The sequence below is a fragment of the Herminiimonas aquatilis genome, from assembly GCF_042665175.1.
GTDB classification, from domain to species: Bacteria; Pseudomonadota; Gammaproteobacteria; order Burkholderiales; family Burkholderiaceae_D; genus Oxalicibacterium; species Oxalicibacterium aquatilis.
The window spans coordinates 1-19,872 of the sequence record NZ_JBHTCC010000003.1 but is presented as its reverse complement, the minus strand read 5'-3'; the positions used below and the strand labels follow the sequence as shown (position 1 = coordinate 19,872).

General features: G+C 49.4%; 19 protein-coding genes. 3 read left to right on the top strand and 16 right to left on the bottom strand.

The window, feature by feature from the left end:
- Positions 1–7 precede the first annotated feature (7 nt).
- From carB to ACFQO0_RS12530, 3 genes are all read right to left on the bottom strand, one after another.
- Positions 8–3,238, bottom strand: a complete 3,231-nt coding sequence (gene carB, locus ACFQO0_RS12540; RefSeq protein WP_382235133.1) for a carbamoyl-phosphate synthase large subunit — start codon at positions 3,236–3,238, stop codon at positions 8–10.
- Positions 3,231–4,385, bottom strand: a complete 1,155-nt coding sequence (carA, locus tag ACFQO0_RS12535; RefSeq protein WP_382235131.1) for a glutamine-hydrolyzing carbamoyl-phosphate synthase small subunit — start codon at positions 4,383–4,385, stop codon at positions 3,231–3,233. The genes carB and carA overlap by 8 nt, the downstream gene beginning before the upstream one ends.
- Before the next feature lie 303 nt (positions 4,386–4,688).
- Positions 4,689–5,096, bottom strand: coding sequence for a GlcG/HbpS family heme-binding protein (locus ACFQO0_RS12530; RefSeq protein ID WP_382235129.1), 408 nt, complete (start codon positions 5,094–5,096; stop codon positions 4,689–4,691).
- A 256-nt stretch (positions 5,097–5,352) separates the two neighbouring features.
- On the opposite strand from ACFQO0_RS12530, the gene ACFQO0_RS12525 reads away from it, so the two are divergent.
- On the top strand, positions 5,353–5,730 hold the full coding sequence (locus ACFQO0_RS12525) for a hypothetical protein (protein ID WP_382235127.1): 378 nt from the start codon (positions 5,353–5,355) through the stop codon (positions 5,728–5,730).
- Positions 5,731–5,814: 84 nt separating this feature from the next.
- On the opposite strand, the gene ACFQO0_RS12520 is transcribed toward ACFQO0_RS12525, so the two are convergent.
- Positions 5,815–6,993, bottom strand: a complete 1,179-nt coding sequence (locus tag ACFQO0_RS12520) for a response regulator (protein WP_382235125.1) — start codon at positions 6,991–6,993, stop codon at positions 5,815–5,817.
- Between the two features lie 110 nt (positions 6,994–7,103).
- Between ACFQO0_RS12520 and ACFQO0_RS12515 the strand changes: the two genes are divergently transcribed.
- Entirely contained in the window at positions 7,104–7,643 is a 540-nt protein-coding gene (locus tag ACFQO0_RS12515) for a C40 family peptidase (RefSeq protein WP_382235123.1), read from the top strand.
- 82 nt (positions 7,644–7,725) lie between these two features.
- Here the strand turns inward: ACFQO0_RS12515 and ACFQO0_RS12510 are convergent, their stop codons facing one another.
- Positions 7,726–8,646, bottom strand: coding sequence for a patatin-like phospholipase family protein (locus tag ACFQO0_RS12510; RefSeq protein ID WP_382235121.1), 921 nt, complete (start codon positions 8,644–8,646; stop codon positions 7,726–7,728).
- A 147-nt stretch (positions 8,647–8,793) separates the two neighbouring features.
- Between ACFQO0_RS12510 and ACFQO0_RS12505 the strand changes: the two genes are divergently transcribed.
- Positions 8,794–9,834 (top strand): Fe(3+) ABC transporter substrate-binding protein, encoded by a 1,041-nt coding sequence (locus ACFQO0_RS12505; protein WP_382235119.1) that lies wholly within the window; start codon positions 8,794–8,796, stop codon positions 9,832–9,834.
- A 137-nt stretch (positions 9,835–9,971) separates the two neighbouring features.
- Here the strand turns inward: ACFQO0_RS12505 and rfbD are convergent, their stop codons facing one another.
- From rfbD to ACFQO0_RS12450, 11 genes are all read right to left on the bottom strand, one after another.
- Positions 9,972–10,853: a dTDP-4-dehydrorhamnose reductase gene (rfbD, locus tag ACFQO0_RS12500; RefSeq protein WP_382235117.1), complete on the bottom strand. Its 882-nt coding sequence runs from the start codon at positions 10,851–10,853 to the stop codon at positions 9,972–9,974.
- Positions 10,850–11,401, bottom strand: coding sequence for a dTDP-4-dehydrorhamnose 3,5-epimerase (gene rfbC / locus ACFQO0_RS12495; RefSeq protein WP_382235115.1), 552 nt, complete (start codon positions 11,399–11,401; stop codon positions 10,850–10,852). Before rfbC ends, rfbD begins: the two co-directional genes overlap by 4 nt.
- The gene (gene rfbA / locus ACFQO0_RS12490; protein ID WP_382235113.1) at positions 11,398–12,312 is read right to left on the bottom strand and encodes a glucose-1-phosphate thymidylyltransferase RfbA; all 915 of its coding nucleotides are present in this window, start codon (positions 12,310–12,312) and stop codon (positions 11,398–11,400) included. Before rfbA ends, rfbC begins: the two co-directional genes overlap by 4 nt.
- Positions 12,309–13,400, bottom strand: coding sequence for a dTDP-glucose 4,6-dehydratase (rfbB, locus tag ACFQO0_RS12485; protein ID WP_382235111.1), 1,092 nt, complete (start codon positions 13,398–13,400; stop codon positions 12,309–12,311). Before rfbB ends, rfbA begins: the two co-directional genes overlap by 4 nt.
- Before the next feature lie 55 nt (positions 13,401–13,455).
- Positions 13,456–15,432: a polysaccharide biosynthesis protein gene (locus ACFQO0_RS12480; RefSeq protein WP_382235109.1), complete on the bottom strand. Its 1,977-nt coding sequence runs from the start codon at positions 15,430–15,432 to the stop codon at positions 13,456–13,458.
- A gap of 7 nt (positions 15,433–15,439) precedes the next feature.
- Positions 15,440–16,000, bottom strand: a complete 561-nt coding sequence (locus tag ACFQO0_RS12475; RefSeq protein ID WP_382235107.1) for a sugar transferase — start codon at positions 15,998–16,000, stop codon at positions 15,440–15,442.
- Positions 15,997–16,968: a UDP-glucose 4-epimerase family protein gene (locus ACFQO0_RS12470; protein ID WP_382235105.1), complete on the bottom strand. Its 972-nt coding sequence runs from the start codon at positions 16,966–16,968 to the stop codon at positions 15,997–15,999. Before ACFQO0_RS12470 ends, ACFQO0_RS12475 begins: the two co-directional genes overlap by 4 nt.
- Positions 16,952–17,887 carry a glycosyltransferase gene (locus ACFQO0_RS12465; RefSeq protein WP_382235103.1) on the bottom strand — a complete coding sequence of 312 codons (936 nt, stop codon included), beginning with the start codon at positions 17,885–17,887 and terminating at the stop codon, positions 16,952–16,954. The genes ACFQO0_RS12470 and ACFQO0_RS12465 overlap by 17 nt, the downstream gene beginning before the upstream one ends.
- Before the next feature lie 32 nt (positions 17,888–17,919).
- Positions 17,920–18,774, bottom strand: a complete 855-nt coding sequence (locus ACFQO0_RS12460) for a glycosyltransferase family 2 protein (protein WP_382235101.1) — start codon at positions 18,772–18,774, stop codon at positions 17,920–17,922.
- The gene (locus ACFQO0_RS12455; RefSeq protein ID WP_382235910.1) at positions 18,771–19,736 is read right to left on the bottom strand and encodes an EpsG family protein; all 966 of its coding nucleotides are present in this window, start codon (positions 19,734–19,736) and stop codon (positions 18,771–18,773) included. The genes ACFQO0_RS12460 and ACFQO0_RS12455 overlap by 4 nt, the downstream gene beginning before the upstream one ends.
- A 27-nt stretch (positions 19,737–19,763) precedes the next feature.
- A partial coding sequence (locus tag ACFQO0_RS12450; RefSeq protein ID WP_195874814.1) for an IS3 family transposase occupies positions 19,764–19,872 on the bottom strand: 109 nt, incomplete at its 5' end.

Here is a 19,872-nt window from a genome sequence, read left to right as displayed (position 1 = left end):
TCTGGGCTTAGTGTAAAGTTTTATGCAGACCTTGTAAATCATAGACGTGCAATTCGTCCAGATGGGCCATGCCTTCCACTGCTGCCTCTGCGCCAGCGATCGTTGTATAAGTTGTCACGCGCGCTTGCAATGCCGAGGTACGAATCGTGCGGGAATCCACAATCGCGCTGCGTTTTTCTTCTACGGTATTGATAACCAGGGCGATCTCGTTGTTCTTGATCATGTCGACAATATGCGGCCGGCCTTCTGCCACTTTATTGACTGATTGAACATCGATACCGGCTGCGCTGATTGCTGCAGCAGTGCCTTTGGTCGCCACAACCGAAAAACCGATTTCGACTAGATCTTTGGCAACCTGGACTGCACGCGGCTTGTCGCTCGCCTTGACGCTCAGGAATACTTTACCGGAGCGTGGCAACTTGATGCTGGCACCGAGTTGCGACTTGACGAAAGCTTCACCGAAAGTTTTACCGACACCCATTACTTCACCGGTCGACTTCATTTCAGGTCCGAGGATGGTATCGACGCCAGGGAACTTAACAAACGGAAATACTGCTTCCTTGACGCTGAAATACGGCGGGATCACTTCGTTGAAGATGCCTTGACTATCCAGCGATTGACCGGCCATGCAGCGGGCCGCAATTTTTGCGAGTTGCAAACCGGTCGCTTTCGATACATACGGCACGGTGCGCGAAGCACGTGGATTGACTTCCAGCACGAATACGACATCCTGCAACTTGCCATCGATCTCTTGCTGTTGAATCGCAAACTGCACGTTCATCAAGCCGATCACGTTCAAGCCCTTGGCCATCAAGGATGTCTGGCGCTTCAGTTCGTTGATCGTTTCTTGCGAAAGCGAATAAGGCGGCAAGGAACAAGCTGAATCACCGGAATGCACACCGGCTTGTTCAATATGCTCCATCACGCCGCCAATGAACGTGCGCTCGCCATCTGACAGGCAATCAACGTCGACTTCAATTGCATCGTTCAGGAAACGATCCAGCAATACTGGCGAGTCATGCGAGACCTTGACCGCTTCACGCATATAGCGTTCGAGGTCACGCTGTTCATGCACGATTTCCATCGCACGACCACCGAGAACATAAGACGGACGCACGACCAGCGGATAACCGATTTCCTGCGCCAGGCGCAAGGCATCTTCTTCGGTACGCGCGGTGCGATTAGGTGGCTGACGCAGCTTCAAGTCGTGCAACATTTTTTGGAAACGTTCGCGATCTTCTGCCGCATCGATCATGTCCGGCGACGTGCCGATGATAGGCACGCCATTGGCCTCCAGATCCAGCGCCAGTTTCAATGGAGTCTGGCCGCCGTATTGCACGATGACGCCCAGAGGTTTTTCCAACGCAACGATTTCCAGCACGTCTTCCAGTGTCAGCGGCTCAAAATACAGGCGGTCGGACGTGTCGTAATCTGTCGAAACGGTTTCCGGATTGCAGTTGACCATGATGGTTTCGTAACCATCTTCACGCATCGCGATCGCCGCATGCACGCAGCAATAATCAAACTCGATGCCTTGCCCGATACGGTTAGGACCGCCACCGAGCACCATGATTTTTTTCTTGTTGGTCGGTTGCGATTCGCACTCTTCTTCGTACGTTGAATACATGTACGCCGTGTTGGTGGCGAATTCACCGGCGCAGGTATCGACGCGTTTGTAGACAGGACGAATATTCATTGCGTGGCGTTGTTCGCGCACAGCTTTGTCCGTGGTCTTCAGCAACTTGGCCAGACGACGATCGGCAAAACCTTTTTGCTTCAATTTGTACAGCGTGTCTTTATCGATCGCAGGCAGCGATTGCGTTTCCAGCCACAATTCGATATCGATGATTTCCTTGATCTGCGCGAGGAACCATGGATCGATGTGCGTCAAGCCATGCACTTCTTCCAAGGAGAAACCTTGGGCAAATGCATCGCCGACGTACCAGATGCGTTCCGGGCCTGGCTCACCGAGTTCTTCTTCAATGATTTCGCGGTCAGTGGTTTTTTCATTCATGCCATCGACGCCGACTTCCAGGCCGCGCAAGGCTTTCTGGAACGATTCCTGGAAGGTACGGCCGATGGCCATCACTTCACCTACCGATTTCATCTGAGTCGTCAGATGGCTATCGGCTTGCGGAAATTTTTCGAATGCAAAACGTGGAATCTTGGTGACGACGTAATCGATCGACGGTTCGAACGATGCCGGCGTTGCGCCACCGGTGATTTCATTGCGTAATTCGTCGAGCGTAAAACCGACTGCCAGTTTGGCAGCGATCTTCGCAATCGGGAAACCAGTTGCTTTCGATGCCAGCGCGGAGGAACGCGATACACGCGGATTCATCTCGATGACGATCATGCGGCCATCTTCCGGATTGATCGAAAACTGTACGTTAGAGCCACCTGTATCGACGCCGATTTCCCGCAAGACCGCGATCGATGCATTACGCATGATCTGATATTCCTTGTCGGTCAGCGTTTGCGCCGGCGCCACTGTGATCGAGTCACCAGTGTGCACGCCCATAGGATCCAGATTTTCGATCGAGCAGACGATGATGCAGTTGTCGGCCTTGTCGCGCACGACTTCCATCTCGAATTCTTTCCAGCCGATCAGCGATTCTTCAATCAGCAGTTCGGACGTTGGCGATGCTTCCAGGCCGCGCTTGCAGATTGCGTCGAACTCTTCTGCGTTATACGCAATGCCACCACCGCTACCGCCCATCGTGAACGAAGGACGGATGATGCAAGGGAAACCGAGATCTTTTTGCACCGCCCACGATTCTTCCAGTGTGTGCGACACACCCGAGCGCGCAGAACCAAGACCAATCTTGGTCATGGCATCTTTAAATTTAGAACGATCTTCTGCCTTGTCGATTGCTTCCGGCGAAGCGCCGATCAATTCGCAACCGTATTTGGTCAGGATGCCGTTGTGATGCAAGTCGAGCGCGCAGTTCAGCGCAGTCTGACCACCCATCGTCGGCAGGATTGCATCCGGACGTTCCTTGTCGATGATGCGTTCGACCGCTTGCCATGTAATCGGCTCGATGTAAGTCACATCGGCCATTTCAGGATCGGTCATGATGGTCGCCGGATTGCTGTTGACCAGAATGACTTTGTAACCTTCTTCGCGCAAAGCTTTACAGGCTTGTGCGCCGGAATAATCGAATTCGCATGCCTGGCCGATCACGATCGGGCCTGCACCAATAATCAGTATGCTTTTAATGTCGCTGCGTTTAGGCATTTTTATTTTTCTCCATCATCGCCACAAAGCGATCAAACAAGGGGGCGATGTCATGCGGGCCAGGCGACGCTTCAGGGTGTCCCTGGAAGCAGAACGCAGGCTTGTCAGTGCGCTCGAAACCTTGCAGCGAACCGTCAAACAAGGAAACGTGGGTCACGCGACAGTTGGCCGGCAAGGTTGCTGCATCAACCGCAAAACCATGATTCTGCGACGTGATCAGCACTTTCTTGCTGTCGAGATCCTGCACCGGGTGGTTCGCACCGTGGTGACCGAATTTCATCTTCAGTGTTTTAGCGCCGGATGCCAGTGCCATGATCTGGTGACCGAGACAGATGCCGAAAGTCGGAATGCCACGCTCGATCAATTCTTTGGACGTTGCGATCGCGTAATCGCATGGTTCCGGATCGCCAGGACCATTCGACAAAAAGATGCCGTCAGGCTTGAGTGCCAAGGCATCGGCTGCGGTTGCTTGCGCTGGCAATACGGTGACCTTGCAGCCACGCTCCGCCAACATGCGCAGGATGTTGAACTTGACGCCATAATCGAAGGCAACGACATGATGCTTAGGTGTGATTTGCTTGCCATAACCTTTGCCGAGTTTCCACTCGGTTTCGGTCCATGGATACGATTGCTTGGTCGACACCACTTTCGCCAGATCGAGGCCAGCCAAACCACCGAAGGTTTTTGCCAGTGCCAGCGCTTTTTCAACAGTAGCATCTTCGCCAGCCAGGATTGCGCCGCTTTGCGCCCCTTTTTCACGCAGAATACGCGTCAACTTGCGCGTATCGATCCCTGCAATACCGACGATATTCTCGGATTTCAGATAATCCGACAAAGTTTGTGTCGAGCGGAAATTGGAAACTAGGATCGGCAGATCCTTGATAATCAAACCGGCCGCATGGATCTTGGTCGATTCGACATCTTCGGCATTGACGCCGGTGTTGCCGATATGCGGATAAGTGAGGGTAACGATCTGACTGCTATAGCTTGGATCGGTGAGGATTTCCTGATAGCCGGTCATCGAGGTGTTGAAAACAACTTCGCCGATCGTATGACCTGACGCACCAATCGAAAAACCTTTGAAAATCGACCCGTCCGCTAGCGCTAGGATGGCCGGAACAGTAGGGCCAGAAAAGAATGGCGGCAAGGGGTAACTCCTGATGAGGTTACCGCCGCTGCGCTGCGCCAGATTGACCGTCGAAACCCGCGCAGCTTGCGCGCTTCTTGACCAAGGCTAATCGCTTGATCAAAGGGTTTTACAGGTCGTATTTAGACGATGGGAAATGGGTATGCGCTACGGCGGAGTAAAATTAGCTAAACCGCCGAATTATAGCCTAAAACACCCCCGCCTGGCAACCAGATCCGGAGCCTGGCGAGTGTTTAGTTGATACCATCGTGCTGCATCTCCAGATGCCGCACGATGTTGGTAGATTAAAACGAACCAAGCAAATCAAGCACCGATTGCAACCAGACCAGCCTTGGCAATTTGCACATCTTCACTGGATTTCACGCCGGAGACGCCCACCGCGCCCAAACATTGACCGTTAATCATGATAGGGACGCCACCTTCGAGCATGCCTTCCAGCGTCGGGGCAGTCATGAACGAGAAACGGCCGTTATTGATGATGTCTTCATACACCTTCGATTCACGACGGCCCAAGGCGGCAGTTTTCGCCTTGGCGGGTGCAATGTGCGAAGAAATCGGCGCAGCACCATCCATGCGTTGCAACCACAACAAGTGGCCGCCATCATCCACGATCGCAATCGTCACACACCATTTATTTAATGTGGCCTCTGTTTCCGCTGCCGCCGCGATTTTCTTCACATCATCAAGCGTCAGGATTTGTTTTGATTGCATGCTAGCTCCGGTCTAAATAAAAGGAAATTGTAAGGCATGGCGCTCCTTTTTGGGGCGATTGCCACATTGATTAATTAACACGAATTAACGTTTATTTTTTGCAAGAAGTGTATTATTTAATAATAAAAAATAACTTATTCCGATAAAGCTTACCTTGCATATCAATACACAACTTGTTTTTAAAGTATTAGATGGGATTGCACCGAACAAACATGATTGGGCACTACCTTTAGAGAATACATAAAGGGAGAAGAATATGTTTTTCAAACGCACAACACTTCAGCATGTACTGCCTTCTACTGAAGATGAAAAAAAGTCCAAGGAGGTAGCTACCGTAACAAAAAAATCAAATCGGCAGGTCGAACACATACTCTCGCACTCCCCACTGTATCAATTCAAGCGCGATGTCTTAAGCCTCGTGGCAAAAATGAACCAAGGCGTGGCGATTACCGACTGTGAAATGCTCAAAAAGCAAACCATGTTTGTGCAATCCCAACTCTTGCACAGCCTCACAAATGACCCATCCATGCCGGGCAGTTTTAAAATCATGCTGATGGAATATCACGCAAAAAGTGTCAGAGCGACGCTCGTCGACCGTCGCGGCGAACATTCGCGGGATGAATCTGATCACTAGATTTCTGGAATGATTGCGCGCATCCACCTTGCAGAGAAAATGAGCGGTCTGCAGAAGCGAACCTGACATGCTGCTGGAAAGGCCCTACGTTTTGTATTGCTTCAACAGCAAATCGACCAGGGGCTGTAGTTCAGAAGAAAGCTTTCCTATATGTCCCAGCACTTGATCTTCTTTACCTTCCTTGATCCAGCGCAGCAAGGTTGCAAGGTCTATCGACAAATCAACTTCCCCGTCCGCAACAGGGACGACGGTGTTGACGTCAATATCGGAGAGATGTCCGCCCTGCTTCAATAATAATTCTTCCTGCGTGCCAATAACGCCGGTAATAGCATTGTGCAAGCCTAACAAAGCACGCTCTTTGGCAGTCACGCGCATCGCCGCAAGCGACCGTTCCGTTTCCATTGTTTCGCCTGCGTATTCTGTAATCGAGACGACGCCGCAACTGGCGATCAAAGCCATCTGCCCATCCTTGATCAGATTGGCATGTGCAATCGCACGACAGACGCGCTCTGCGAAATTACGTGCAGAATCAAAATGAATGCTGCCGGTGGCGATCGTGAATTCAATTTCGCCGGTGCGCGCGACGCAATCGGTTTGCCTAACGGTCCGATGCAAGAGCTGGCCAATCGCATTGACAACGCTGGACGGGGGCAAGGCTGGGTAGGCATCGAGTTCGACATGTTTCAAACCGATGCAGGCAGTCAGGACGACAAAATTACGGTTCTGACGTATGGCATTCGTACGCATGCCTTCCGCCTGTTCCTGCCACGCCTCAGGCGACGGCAAGACTATATGCTGATTGGTATCCGTATGCTGCACCAATGCTTCCAGGCCACGCTCGAATTCGTTCTGCGTACTAATCAGTTTCGACAATATATCCAGACGCGACAATAGCTGGCCGGTACTCATTCCCTTGGTGATCAGATCAGTCGCACCCGCGGCCTTGGCACGATCGCGCTCGGCTTGCTCATCACTGCCGGAGACAACCACAACCGGCATATTGCGTATGCGACTGATTTTCGAGTTCCGTATGCGGCTCAACAGTCCATAGCCATCCAGTTTGGGCATCGTCAAATCTGAGATCACCACACGTATGCTGGGATCGATCAATAACATTTCCCAAGCCTGCTCACCGTCGAGCGCCTCGCGAAATTCGAACATACCCTCAATACGCTTGATCAAGGTTGCCCTTACGATCCGTGAATCGTCGGCAATCAAAATACGAGGCTTCAAAGAAATATCGCGAGGTGAATCTGTCAGCATGCAATCAACCTTTTTAATGTTAGTAACAGCATAACGCCAGCGAATAAATTTTGACAGCACTTCCAGATTGCCTTACATTCGACCAGTCCAATTGAATGAAGCATCACTTAATGACAGTCTTACAACGATCCTTTCGCACTCACAAACTGGCGCGCTCAGCGGTATTCGCGCTCAGCTTGATGGCGACTTCGGCTGTCTGGAGCGCAGATACTCCACCGCCAGAAGTCGGCAAGCCGATCAGTAAACTGCAAGACTTGACCCACCGCGCATCGGAACTTGCATTACAGGCGATGGGCATGCTGGGCATACATTACAAATACGGTGGCACCACGCCGGAAAGCGGCTTAGATTGCAGCGGTCTGGTGCAGCTTATATTCAAGCAAGCGTGGGACAAGGATTTACCACGCACTTCGGTCGAAATCAGCAAGGTCGGGCAACATATCGACAAAAATGATTTGCAGCCCGGCGATCTGGTGTTCTACAACACATTGAAACGCGGCTTTTCTCACGTAGGCATTTATTTGGGCGATCGAAAATTCATTCACTCCCCTTCTGCGGGTGGCGAAGTACGGATTGAAAGCATGGATGTTGGTTACTGGAAAAAACGCTTCAATGGCGGTCGCCGCATCAGCGATCCTGAAATAAAGTAAGTTTGCCTTTCACGCATAAAAAAACCGCATTGTATCGTGCGGTTTTTTTATGCCTGCATTGTTCTCATTACTCTCATTACTCTCATTGTCCGCGCCTGATCTTTAGCTTGCGCTTTATCTCCGGCATCAAAGCCATGGTCGCTTGCTCGCCAGCGAGCACGGCCAAATTCCTGCCATTGAAATCATTGCCTTTCATCATGCCTAGGCTGGGGCGAATGACAATGTCTGCTTCCTTGAGCTCGTAGCGATTGATACTCTGCCCCATGATGGCAAAGGTTTGCAGCACGACATCGACGGAACTGGACGCCAGTTGCACATCGGGCTGCGTCGATATATTGACCGCAATGATGAAGTCTGCACCCAACTCCTTCGCGAAATGTACAGGCACCGGCGCAACCAAACCACCGTCGACATACAAGCGCTCACCTATTTTTACAGGCTGAAAAATTCCAGGCACCGCTGAGGATGCACGCACAGCGAGCCCTGCATTTCCACGCTGGAACAGAATTGCCTGACCGCTATTCAAATCAGTCGCGACCGCAGCGAACGGGATTTTCATTTTTTCGATCGTGATATTCCGCACGGACTTGTTCACGTAATTTTGCAGCGCATCACCTTTCAACACGCCGCTCGATTTGGAAAAGAACGGCACGGACCAATCAGAGATGGTCGCCTCATCCATTTCCAGCGCCATTTTATGCAAGGCAAAGCCGTTGTTGCCGGCGGCATACAGAGCGCCCACCAGACTGCCGGCGCTCGTGCCCACCACCAAATCAGGTACGATACCCTGCGATTCCAGCGCCTTGATTACACCAATATGCGCAAATCCACGCGCCGCTCCTCCACCAAGTACCAAAGCAACCTTGATTGGTGCGACTGTTTTGCCTGGAAGAACGGGCTGCACGACAGGATCGGATTTGAACGGAGAAAGCGAAGTGCAGGCAGAAAGCAACAGAATGCTGGTAACTGCAAGGAATAAAGATATACGAGAACGCAAACGCATGATTATTCAATTTTTTACAAAGAACGAAGCGTACCTGTTTTTAGCCAGGCGCGTCTTCAGGACACACTCAAAATTGAGAATGGTTCCCATTTAATATAAATCTGGCTATAATTTAACGCTATCCTCACAAATCAAAAAAGGAAGTCCATGAGACCAGGTATCGCCATCGCCTTCACCGCATTCCTTATGACCTCGTCTGCGTCTTTGGTGCACGCGCAGGAAAAAGTGCTGAACTTGTATTCCGCTCGCCACTACCAGACCGATGAGGTTCTCTACTCGAATTTCACCAAACAAACCGGCATCAAAATCAACCGCATTGAAGCGGATGACAATGCCTTGTTTGAAAGGATTAAAAACGAAGGTAAAAACAGTCCTGCCGACGTGATTGTCATGGTTGATGCAGCCCGCATCTGGCGCGCAGAAATTGAAGGTTTCTTTCAGCCGGTGCAATCAAAAATTCTGAATACCCGCATTCCAGCCAATCTACGTGGCAAGGATGATGGTAAAGGACCGGAATGGTTCGGTTTCTCGACTCGTGCACGCGTGATTGTGTACAACAAGGAGACAGTCAAACCAGCTGACGTGGCAAGCTATGAAGCACTGGCTAATCCAGTCAACAAGGGCAAGGTCTGCACGCGCTCAGGCTCACATCCATACAACCTGTCGCTGATCGGTTCGATGATCGAACGCAATGGTGAAAAAGCGACGGAGCAATGGGCGCAAGGCATGGTTGCGAATTTTGCCCGTCCACCACGCGGCGGCGACACTGACCAAATCAAAGGGGTAGCTTCCGGCGAATGCGGCGTAGCGATCGCCAACTCTTACTACTATGCACGCTTGCTGCGCTCCACCAAGCCTGAAGATATCGCAGCGATGAAAAACGTCGGCTTCATCTGGCCGAATGCCAAAACTACCGGCACACATTTCAACATCGCTGGTGGCGGCGTCGCTAAAAATGCGCCGCATCGTGAAGCTGCTGTGAAGTTCCTCGAGTATTTGGCGAGCGATGAAGCGCAAGCTTATTTCGCCGACGGCAATAATGAATGGCCTGCGGTGCAATCCGTCAAAGTCAAAAACCCTGCACTGGAATCCCTAGGGAAATTCAAGATGGAAAACGTCTCGATCGCTTCCATAGGGAAGAATCAGATTGCGGCGCAACGTATTCTGGATCGTGTCGGTTATAAATAAGTTTAGGGAAATATGCCTGTAGCTTGTGACAGGTAAGCAGTAAGTACAGCACTTCAAAAAGCAGCCAGTAATTGCAAACTATCGCAATTACTGGCTGCTTTTTTCATATAACAATCAGTGAACACAGCTTGCCTAACTCAATCAAGGCAAAGTTTTAATGCATCGTCCCAATTCGGCAAACTGCAAAACGTATTCATGAAACGCTCGGAAGACAATACCGAATTTGGAGGACGTTTGGCCGGCAGCGGATAATCAAGCGTGGCGATCGGCGTGACCTGCGGTTTTTTCAAGACAGTCGGATGGGCAATGATCGCCTGCGTAAAACCATGCCAACTGGTTTTGCCCTGAGCGCTCACATGATACAAACCAGTATGCTCTGCCCATGCATCGAGGTTGAGGTCAGCGTGACGTATACCCGACTGCAATTGTGCCAGCGCGTGGCCCGTTACTTCGGCAAGCGTACGGCTCCATGTCGGTGCGCCAAACTGATCGGCAACAATGCGTAACTCATCCCGTTCCTGCGCCAGCCGCCGCACTGTCAGCAAGAAATTCTTCCCGCGCAAACCGTAAATCCAGCTGGTCCGTAAAATCAGATGGGGGATGCCTGCAGCCTGGATCGCCTGTTCGCCGGCCAGTTTGCTGCGGCCATAGGCGCTTTGTGGATTGGGAGTATCGGTTTCAGAATAACTTCCCGGATTGTCGCCGTCAAAAACGTAATCCGTGGAATAGTGAATCATCGCTGCGCCGAGCTTCCGCGCTTCGTCCGCCATCACAGCCGGCGCCTCGGCATTGATACGCATCGCTACATCACGATTGCTTTCGGCCAGATCAACCGCCGTATATGCTGCCGGGTTGATGATGAGCTTCGGTTGGACGGTACGAATCACGTCGCGTATCTGGTCAAGGTCGGTCAAATCCATTTGCTGCCGATCAAGAGCCACGACATCGCCCAAACCTTGCAGCGTGCGTTCCAACTCATAACCGAGCTGCCCGGTTTTCCCTGTCAGCAGTATCTTCAAGCGAAGACCTCAGCATCTGCCAGCAGCAGCCCCTTTTTATCCTTGTCAGACAAAACTGGAATGGTATCGAGCGGCCATACAATACCTATCGCAGGATCATCCCAGGCGATGCAGCGCTCGTATTCCGGCGCCCAATAGTCGGTCGTCTTGTACAAGAACTCGGCGCTATCGCTGGTCACGAGGAAGCCATGTGCAAAGCCTTCTGGTATCCACATTTGCTTCTTATTTTCAGCTGAAAGAACGGCACCTACCCACTGCCCGAAAGTGGGCGAATGTTTGCGAAGATCGACGGCGACATCAAATACTTCTCCGCCAATCACGCGCACCAGTTTTCCTTGTGGCTGACGTATCTGGTAATGCAAGCCGCGCAGAACACCTTGTAATGATTTGGAATGATTGTCCTGCACAAATCTGACATTTTTCCCCGTCGCGCCGGCAAACTGTTTTTCGTTGAAACTTTCGAAGAAAAATCCTCTTTCATCACCAAATACTTTGGGCTCGATCAGCAATACATCAGGAATCGCAGTCTTTACAATATTCATATTCAAAATACTTTGTCGTTAAGGATGCGCAACAGGTAACGACCGTAGCCATTTTTCTTTAATGGCTCTGCCAGTTTTTCCAACTGGGTACCGTCGATATAGCCTTTGCGGAAGGCGATTTCTTCAGGACAGGCCACCTTGAGGCCCTGGCGATTCTCAATCGTCGCGATGAACTGTCCTGCTTCCAGCAGCGACTCGTGCGTACCCGTATCCAGCCACGCCATGCCGCGCCCCATTAATTCGACATTCAATTCGCCCTTTGCCAGATAAGCACGATTCACATCGGTGATTTCCAGTTCACCGCGTGCCGAGGGCTGAATCGAGGCAGCGATATCACACACCTGATTGTCGTAAAAATACAAACCGGTTACCGCGTAGTTGGATTTCGGCACCAGCGGCTTTTCTTCTATGCTGACGGCACGTCGCTCTTGGTCAAACTCGACTACGCCGTAACGCTCAGGATCTTGTACGTGATAGGCAAATACTGTCGATCCACTCGTTCGTTCAGACGCTTGCCGCAACTGCTGATCAAACGCATGACCGTAATAGATGTTGTCACCCAAAATTAATGCGGATGGACCGTTATCGAGAAAGCTGCGCCCAATTATGAACGCCTGTGCCAAGCCATCTGGCGAAGGCTGAACTGCATAAGTCAGGTTGATGCCCCATTGACTGCCATCACCAAGTAACTCTTGAAAGCGCGGCGTATCCTGCGGTGTGGAGATCAACAGAATATCGCGTATGCCGGCCAGCATCAGCGTGGTCAGCGGATAGTAAATCATCGGTTTGTCGTACACCGGCAACAACTGCTTAGACACCGATATCGTCACCGGGTAAAGTCGCGTGCCGGAACCGCCAGCGAGAATGATGCCCCTACGGGCTGAATGATGGGTCGGGTTGGCGAGCGGGTACGTCATGCTGTTTCCTGTGCGTCCGAAGATGATTTGCGCTGCTTGTAGTTCTTATCCACCCACTTCAGGTATGCACCAGATTGCACATCCCCTACCCATGCCTGATTGTCGAGATACCACTGCACGGTTTTCCTGATACCGCTGTCGAAGGTCTCGGCCGGCCTCCAACCCAGCTCACGTTCTATTTTTCGCGCATCGATTGCGTAACGGCGATCATGGCCCGGTCTATCAGTGACATAAGTAATCTGTTCACGATAACTAGTGCCAACAACATTCGGCTGTAATGCATCCAGCATATCGCACAGGGTATGTACTACATCCAGATTAGCTTTCTCGTTCCAACCGCCGATATTGTAGGTTTCTCCCGGCTTACCCGCTTCTAGCACACGACGGATCGCTACGCAGTGATCGCCAACATACAGCCAGTCACGAATTTGCTGTCCATCGCCATAAATAGGTAGTGATTTTCCTGCCAGCGCATTGGCGATAATCAAAGGAATCAATTTTTCTGGAAAATGATACGGGCCGTAATTATTCGAGCAATTTGTCGTCAGCGTCGGCAAGCCATAGGTATGATGATAGGAGCGCACCAGATGGTCGGAGGCTGCTTTCGATGCCGAATACGGACTGTTGGGCGCATAGGCAGTCGTCTCGGAAAACGGTGCATCATCAGGATCCAGCGTGCCATACACTTCATCGGTTGAAACGTGCAAGAAACGAAATTTTTCTTTATCTGGACTCGCCAGTTGGGACCAGTACGTGCGTACCGCTTCCAGCAGACTAAAGGTGCCGTTAATATTGGTGCGCACGAATTCAGCCGGACCATGAATTGAACGGTCGACATGGCTTTCTGCAGCAAAATGTACGATGGCAGTCGGCTTGTAGGTGCTTAGCAACTCCTGCATTTTGTCGCCGTCGCAGATATCTGCGTGCATAAATATATGTCGCGTGTCATCACGCAGCCCAGCCAGATTATTCAGGTTACCTGCATACGTCAGTTTGTCGACATTCACCACCGGCTCATCGCTTTGCCGTAACCAATCCAGGACAAAGTTCGAGCCGATAAATCCGGCACCACCTGTGACTAAAATCATTTCATTTTCCAAAAATTGAATCAGTATTTGAGTTGAAAAACTAGAGGAAGAATTACTAGATGACCTGTTTCAATTCATGGCGCGTTGATCTTCTATCGGTATTAGATTGTTTATCCCGTTCGAGCGCTGTCGTAGATGCGGGTCTACTTTTCTCTTGCCAAAGAAAGTCTTCAATCCCGCATTGAGGTGCGTATTCAGGCACGATCTGCTGCAGTAAAGTGCGTACTTGCTCATAGTCGAACTCTATACATGCCTGGTCCAACGCTTGCAGCATTTTTTGTAAATCAGACCATGGCATTTCTGCTTCCGTGGCCCGCATGATCAATGGATGTTGCGTTCCCTCGACGTTGTTGCCGATCAATAATTCTTCGTATAACTTCTCACCTGGTCGCAAACCTACATGCTGAATTTCAATTGCATCCTTAGCATCACTGTCGCCACGCACTTCCAACCCGCTTAAATGCACCATGCGTGTTGCAAGGTCAATTATCTTGACCGGCTCGCCCATGTCCAACACAAATACATCACCGCCGTCGCCCATCGCGCCTGCTTGCAACACCAATTGCGCAGCTTCTGGTATCGTCATAAAGTAGCGCGTAATTTCAGGATGCGTCAGTGTGATCGGTCCGCCTGCCATGATCTGCTTGCGAAACAACGGTACAACCGAACCGGAAGAACCAAGCACATTGCCAAATCGCACCATGCAAAACCGGGTTTGATGAGATGTTTCCGAAAAAGCCTGCAAAATCAGTTCCGATAATCGCTTTGTAGCGCCCATCACATTTGTCGGGCGCACAGCCTTGTCGGTTGAGATCAGTACAAAGGAACTTACCTTTGCCGCAATCGCCGCCTGCGCCAATAACAAGGTACCAAATACATTATTGCGTACGCCTTGAATCGGGTTGTGCTCCACCAACGGAACGTGCTTGTAGGCAGCTGCGTGGTAAATGGTATCTACCGCGAAGGTGCGCAAAATACGTTCGCATTTATCCGCCTGCAGCACAGTTCCCAGAAATGGCAATACCTCGATAGCAAGGTCATGCGTATCGTTAATTTCGCGCAACTCTTGTTCGATTGAATACAGCGCAAACTCAGACATATCAAGAACTAACAATCGTTTGGGTGACTGACGAATGATCTGGCGACATAGCTCCGAACCAATTGAACCACCCGCCCCTGTAACCAATACTGTTTTACCTGCGATACAGCTAGCAATCAGTTGAGGATTCGGCTCGACTGAGTCACGACCCAGCAAATCTTCAATTTCGATATCCCGGATGTCTTGTACGCGTAACTCGCCATTGATTAAACTAGCAATTGGCGGCGTTACCTTGATCTTTACTTTAAGCGGTTCAAGTCGTTCTAGAATTACTTTTTGCTCTGCCTTGCGTAAAGAAGGCATGGCCAGCAGGACCTCCTTGATCTGTTTATCCGCAATCAGTCGCGGTAGTTGGTCGGGCGACCACACCCGAACACCGGCTATCGTTGCGCCATGCAATTCCTTTTTATCATCGAGTAATGCAACTGGCAGATATTCACTACCTGCACGCAATGCACTTGCGAGTTGCATCCCGGAATGTCCAGCACCGTAAATAGCAACACGAACTGCGCCACCTCTATCATTAACTCTCAAGAGATAACCACGAGCAAGAAATCGGCTGGAAACCACGTAAAGGATGGCACTAACCCAATAAATACCAAAAACGCCTCGTGACAAGGTGGCCGTATGAGTAAATGTCGCGAAGGCTGCCATGCAAATAACAGAGAGTGTTACCCCTAATACAACCACATAGACTATTTTCTGATCAATAAAACGAATCACCGCCCGATATAGTCCGAGCCGGAGAAATATCGGGATAGAAATCAGAGGCGCAGTAATGATCATCCAAAAATACATCTGGAATAATTGCGGAGTACTACTGTCGTAACGCAACAGGACGGAGAGGTAAAAAGTCAGCGGCAACAGCAGAAAGTCCGCGGTAGCTGCAATCAATTGTTTTTGAAGCCGAGATAATTCGAGGAATGGTTTCATCAGAACGTCAGTGAGCAATACCATCTTTTTTCAATACTTTAACAAAGGTATTGAAAATGATTTTCAAATCGAAACTAAAAGATTGGCGATTCATATATTCCACATCCAACTGCACCTTTTCCGGTATCGGCAGCTCATCTCGCCCATTAATCTGCGCCCAGCCAGTTAGGCCAGGTTGCAGGTTATTAACACCGTACTGCGTGCGTAACGAAACCAAATCATCCTGATTAAACAAAGCTGGACGTGGACCGACGAAACTCATATCACCTTTGAAAATGCTCCAAAGCTGAGGCAATTCATCCAGACTGGATTGCCGCAAGAATGAGCCAACCGGCGTTAAAAATTGCTTTGGGTCTGGCAATAAATGAGTTGCCACTGCTGGGGTGTCAACCAGCATCGTACGGAACTTAGGCATTTTGAAAATTCGATTATTCCGACCTACCCGATCAGACCAATAAATAATCGGCCCCTTGGAAGTGCATTTCACCAATATTGCGACAAAAATGAAGGGGGCCAGCAAGAAGCCACTCGAACCCAATGCCAAACAGAGATCAAATAACCTTTTCATTTCGCCTCAATCGATCTTAAAAAATAACGAACAGTCTTATTAAGCGCTTCTTTAACATCGATAACTGGTACCCACCCTAAAGTTAACATCGTATGTGAAATATCCACCTGCAAAGAACACAATAAACGGTCGGCCACAGCAGTCTTGCCTATCATTGCAGCTGCGAGCTTCAACAATGTTGTGGGTACAGATACCAAACAGACACGTCTACCCATCGCACCGGCCAGCAAATTTAAAAGCTCCGTCGTACTCATATCTGCACCGTCAGAAACCATAAAGGTCTGACCAGCGGCGGCCGGGTGCTTTGTACATAAAATGAGCAAATCCACCAAGTTATCCAGCGCAACCATACTTCGGCGATTGTTAACTGAGCCCAGAGGCAAAGGTACTCCCCATTTTACAAACGTTAGCAATCGCAGGAAATTGGCTCTAACACCTGGTCCATATACTAGTGGAGGACGCACGATCACCAGCTCCAAGTCACTTTTTTTGGCGAGTTCACATAACGCCTGCTCGGCTTCCCACTTAGACAAACCATAAGGGTCGCCAGGGGCCGGCGAATCAAATGGTGTGAAAGGCAACTGCCCCGATTCTTCTCCATTCACTTTGACGCTACTGACATAAACAAAACGTCGAACACCCGCGGCGATCGCTTGATGAGCCAAATTTAAGGTGCTAATAACATTGACTTCACGGAACGCCGCCAACGGGTCTTGAGCATCTTCCTGCATCACATGGACACGAGCAGCCAAATGAATAACGGTATTGCAGCCCAATAACGCATGGGTCCAGTCTGTTTTGCCATTCAAGGTACCAACGGCATACTCCTCATATTCCGTTTTCGCTTGCTTTTGTCTTACTGCAGTTGCGAACGGCAAACTCCGTTTTTGCAACTCGGCGCGCAAGGCACATCCGACAAAACCGTTTGCACCCGTTACGAGAACACGATATTCACTCATATTTGCCATGTCTTACACTGCATGCCAAACACGATATCGCAAACAGAATTTGATCCCGCAACCGACGTCGGCAATGATTTGCCTGAAAGGCAAGTTTGAGTAATCCCATTCGACCACCTTTTGTCCAAGACGTGACAAAAGGATCGTCGCCAATACCCGCCACTTCGGCAATGCAAGCACTCTGTTGAAATCCCCAACCGCTCAATATCTTGCGGCCCCTGTGAAAAAACGCACGCCAGCCCTCGTTTACTCCAACCTGATTTTCCGCATGCTGTCGATACAACATGCTCGGCTGGTTATCAATCACCCACCTATATCCGTTAGCGCGAGCAAAGGCATAGGCAAACCAGTCATGGAGTCCAACTTGTTGAGCCTTGTGCCAATGATTACAAAGCTGCACCTTCATATCTCCCGCAAGAGCATTCTTCATGACATAAGTACATCCGGGGCCAGCCGCCTCAAACAAGAAATCCCATTTTTTTTGTGCTTGAGATTTATTGATTAACAGTTCTCGACCGCCAGACCAAAAAGCAGTTACGTTACTGGAATATCCATCTGCGCCTGTCCGCTGCAGCATTTCGTGTGCTCGCTTTAATTTATCGTTGAACCAGAGATCATCCTGATCGGCAAAACTAATATAGTCGAACCCCGAAAAATCCACATCACGCAACAGGCGAAAAAAATTCCGCGCCGCGCCGCCAAAACGCCGGCCATGCGGCAGGACAATAATGCGTTTATCGCCTAATGCGCGTTGATCAATCCATTTTTCGGTTCCATCCGTGGACTGATCAACGCTTATAAATACCGAAACATCGACGCATTTTTGCGCAAGAACGGATTCAAGTTGCTCTGCTATCCAATCTAAGCCGTTGAAGGCGGCAAGGCACACTGCCACCTTCGGTGGAGGTTTGATTAAATCAATTTCCATTTTCTTTTTTCTGGTTAACCAGCAATTTTTTGTTATTGCCGGCTAGGCTTGCGTAAATAGCGAAACCCTACAATCAACAAACGCCGCATGTATTTAGCAAAAGAAAAAGCCGTCACCCCCAAGACTGCAGACAAACCAATCAAGCGTTGGCGGTAAAGATACCAATAGTTACCTAATTCTGCCTTTTCCATCGCCCATAGATTAGAACTCAGTCCTCCTGCGCCATACAACTCCTTGAAAACAAAGGCAAGCGGCACATCAAATTTTACGGCAGGAAGACCAGACAAAACGATTTCTAGCCATAATAAATGGTCATCTACATATCGCTGTCCATTGCGAAAGCGAAACGAAATATCGGCTCTCAGCATCACCGATGGCGTTACAAATGAATTGGACAACAAAAGATGCAGCGGCGTTATCCGTTTCACATTTATCGGAAAATCAACATCATCAGACGCTCTGTAAGGCAGCTCGGCACCGAGCTGATACCCATGCCCAGTCAAAGCAATCTCTGGATTTGATGCCATATATTTATACTGATATTCAAGCTTGCTAGGATGCCATGCATCATCGGCATCCAAAAAAGCAATATATGGCTGTGAAGACGCCTGCCAACCACGATTTCTTGCCGCTGCAGCTCCTTGATTTACTTCCAAGGATATAACTTGAATGGCAAATTTTTCTGCATACTTCTTTTGTGCATGCAACAGGCAACCCAATGTTTGTCCGTCATCGGGACTACCGTCTTCAACCAAGATTACTTCTTGAGGCAAAGAAGTTTGTAACACTACAGAGTCTAGTGCGCGTTCGATAGTGCCATCACAGCAATAGCATGGAATGACAACGCTTATCGGCACACTTTCACTCTCGAAATGCAAAGCACTCATCTGTCAGTGTAGGAATTAAAATTGAGTAAGTGGATAATCTCTGGATTAAACGAATACGGCAACCACGGCGATAATCCTTGGCCTTCTGTCATTAAGGCATTTTTTATAAATGCTGCCATGCCTAGGAAACCAATGAGCACCATAGTCGCAAGAATATTTTTTCCTCTTTTTACGTTACCAATACATTCAAATGCGGGTTTGAATTGCAATATCAGAAACATGAAAAATAGTACGACAAACTGCAAGCGCAGCCCAGCGTAGCTAAATTTTGCAATTATAAAGGTGCCCACCGCTGCTAACAGAAGAAAATAAAAACGCCGAACACGTACCGCGTGATTTGCTTCGTCCGCTCTTTTAATCAGCACAAGTGCAAGCAATGACAATGTCAGAGGTCCAATACCGGACAATAATGAAGGCGAAGGAAAATTGCTGTAAGCGGAAACTTTATTGCTTAAATTTACGCCCGAATCCGCGATATTAATAACGAATAGATGTAACAACTGATCAATGTTCTGAAGCACTAAGATCAACACTGCCAAGCCTATTGTAATGACAAACCAGAATTTAAATTCTTCTTTATCATCAGCGAAAAAAACCATCATCAAAATAAGTAGCCAGCCGCTTAAATGAAAAAGTACGGCACACGTCGCAAGTATCACGCAAACGTAAAGTCGTTTTTGATAGAACAAGGCCACAGCGCACATCATGCACACGAAGGATAGACCATACCTGAGTCCGTTCATCGTGATCTCGAAATAAAAAACCGGGATGACGCAGAGAGCACAAACCAATAATGAACGCTTAGAAAGCTGCGCGGCATACACCAGTAATGCCGTAGAAATACAAGCGATGGCGGCCAATATAAATTGAGGGGCGACCCCAATCAAAAGCATAGTCTTGATAAACAGTACAAATCCCAGCTCTAAATCCGTTACCCCATTATTTTGAATTTCTGAAATAATTCGGATGTATGAATCGCCCCGAGTTTCTTAGACACTCGCAAGCCTCTCGAAGTACTGCTTTTCATAGTTGACGGGCGAAAGCCGGTCAGCATGATTATGACGTCGTTTGACGTTGTAGAACATCTCGATGTAATCA

What these genes read in the sequence shown, in the direction of transcription:
- rfbA (WP_382235113.1), bottom strand. Translation starts at nt 12,312, where the DNA reads ATGACGTACCCGCTCGCCAACCCGACCCATCATTCAGCCCGTAGGGGC.
- ACFQO0_RS12470 (WP_382235105.1), bottom strand. Translation starts at nt 16,968, where the DNA reads ATGGCAAATATGAGTGAATATCGTGTTCTCGTAACGGGTGCAAACGGT.
- ACFQO0_RS12520 (WP_382235125.1), bottom strand. Translation starts at nt 6,993, where the DNA reads ATGCTGACAGATTCACCTCGCGATATTTCTTTGAAGCCTCGTATTTTG.
- ACFQO0_RS12525 (WP_382235127.1), top strand. Translation starts at nt 5,353, where the DNA reads ATGTTTTTCAAACGCACAACACTTCAGCATGTACTGCCTTCTACTGAA.
- carB (WP_382235133.1), bottom strand. Translation starts at nt 3,238, where the DNA reads ATGCCTAAACGCAGCGACATTAAAAGCATACTGATTATTGGTGCAGGC.
- ACFQO0_RS12505 (WP_382235119.1), top strand. Translation starts at nt 8,794, where the DNA reads ATGAGACCAGGTATCGCCATCGCCTTCACCGCATTCCTTATGACCTCG.
- ACFQO0_RS12510 (WP_382235121.1), bottom strand. Translation starts at nt 8,646, where the DNA reads ATGCGTTTGCGTTCTCGTATATCTTTATTCCTTGCAGTTACCAGCATT.
- ACFQO0_RS12475 (WP_382235107.1), bottom strand. Translation starts at nt 16,000, where the DNA reads ATGAAAAGGTTATTTGATCTCTGTTTGGCATTGGGTTCGAGTGGCTTC.
- ACFQO0_RS12515 (WP_382235123.1), top strand. Translation starts at nt 7,104, where the DNA reads ATGACAGTCTTACAACGATCCTTTCGCACTCACAAACTGGCGCGCTCA.
- ACFQO0_RS12530 (WP_382235129.1), bottom strand. Translation starts at nt 5,096, where the DNA reads ATGCAATCAAAACAAATCCTGACGCTTGATGATGTGAAGAAAATCGCG.
- ACFQO0_RS12460 (WP_382235101.1), bottom strand. Translation starts at nt 18,774, where the DNA reads ATGAGTGCTTTGCATTTCGAGAGTGAAAGTGTGCCGATAAGCGTTGTC.
- rfbB (WP_382235111.1), bottom strand. Translation starts at nt 13,400, where the DNA reads ATGATTTTAGTCACAGGTGGTGCCGGATTTATCGGCTCGAACTTTGTC.
- ACFQO0_RS12465 (WP_382235103.1), bottom strand. Translation starts at nt 17,887, where the DNA reads ATGGAAATTGATTTAATCAAACCTCCACCGAAGGTGGCAGTGTGCCTT.
- ACFQO0_RS12480 (WP_382235109.1), bottom strand. Translation starts at nt 15,432, where the DNA reads ATGAAACCATTCCTCGAATTATCTCGGCTTCAAAAACAATTGATTGCA.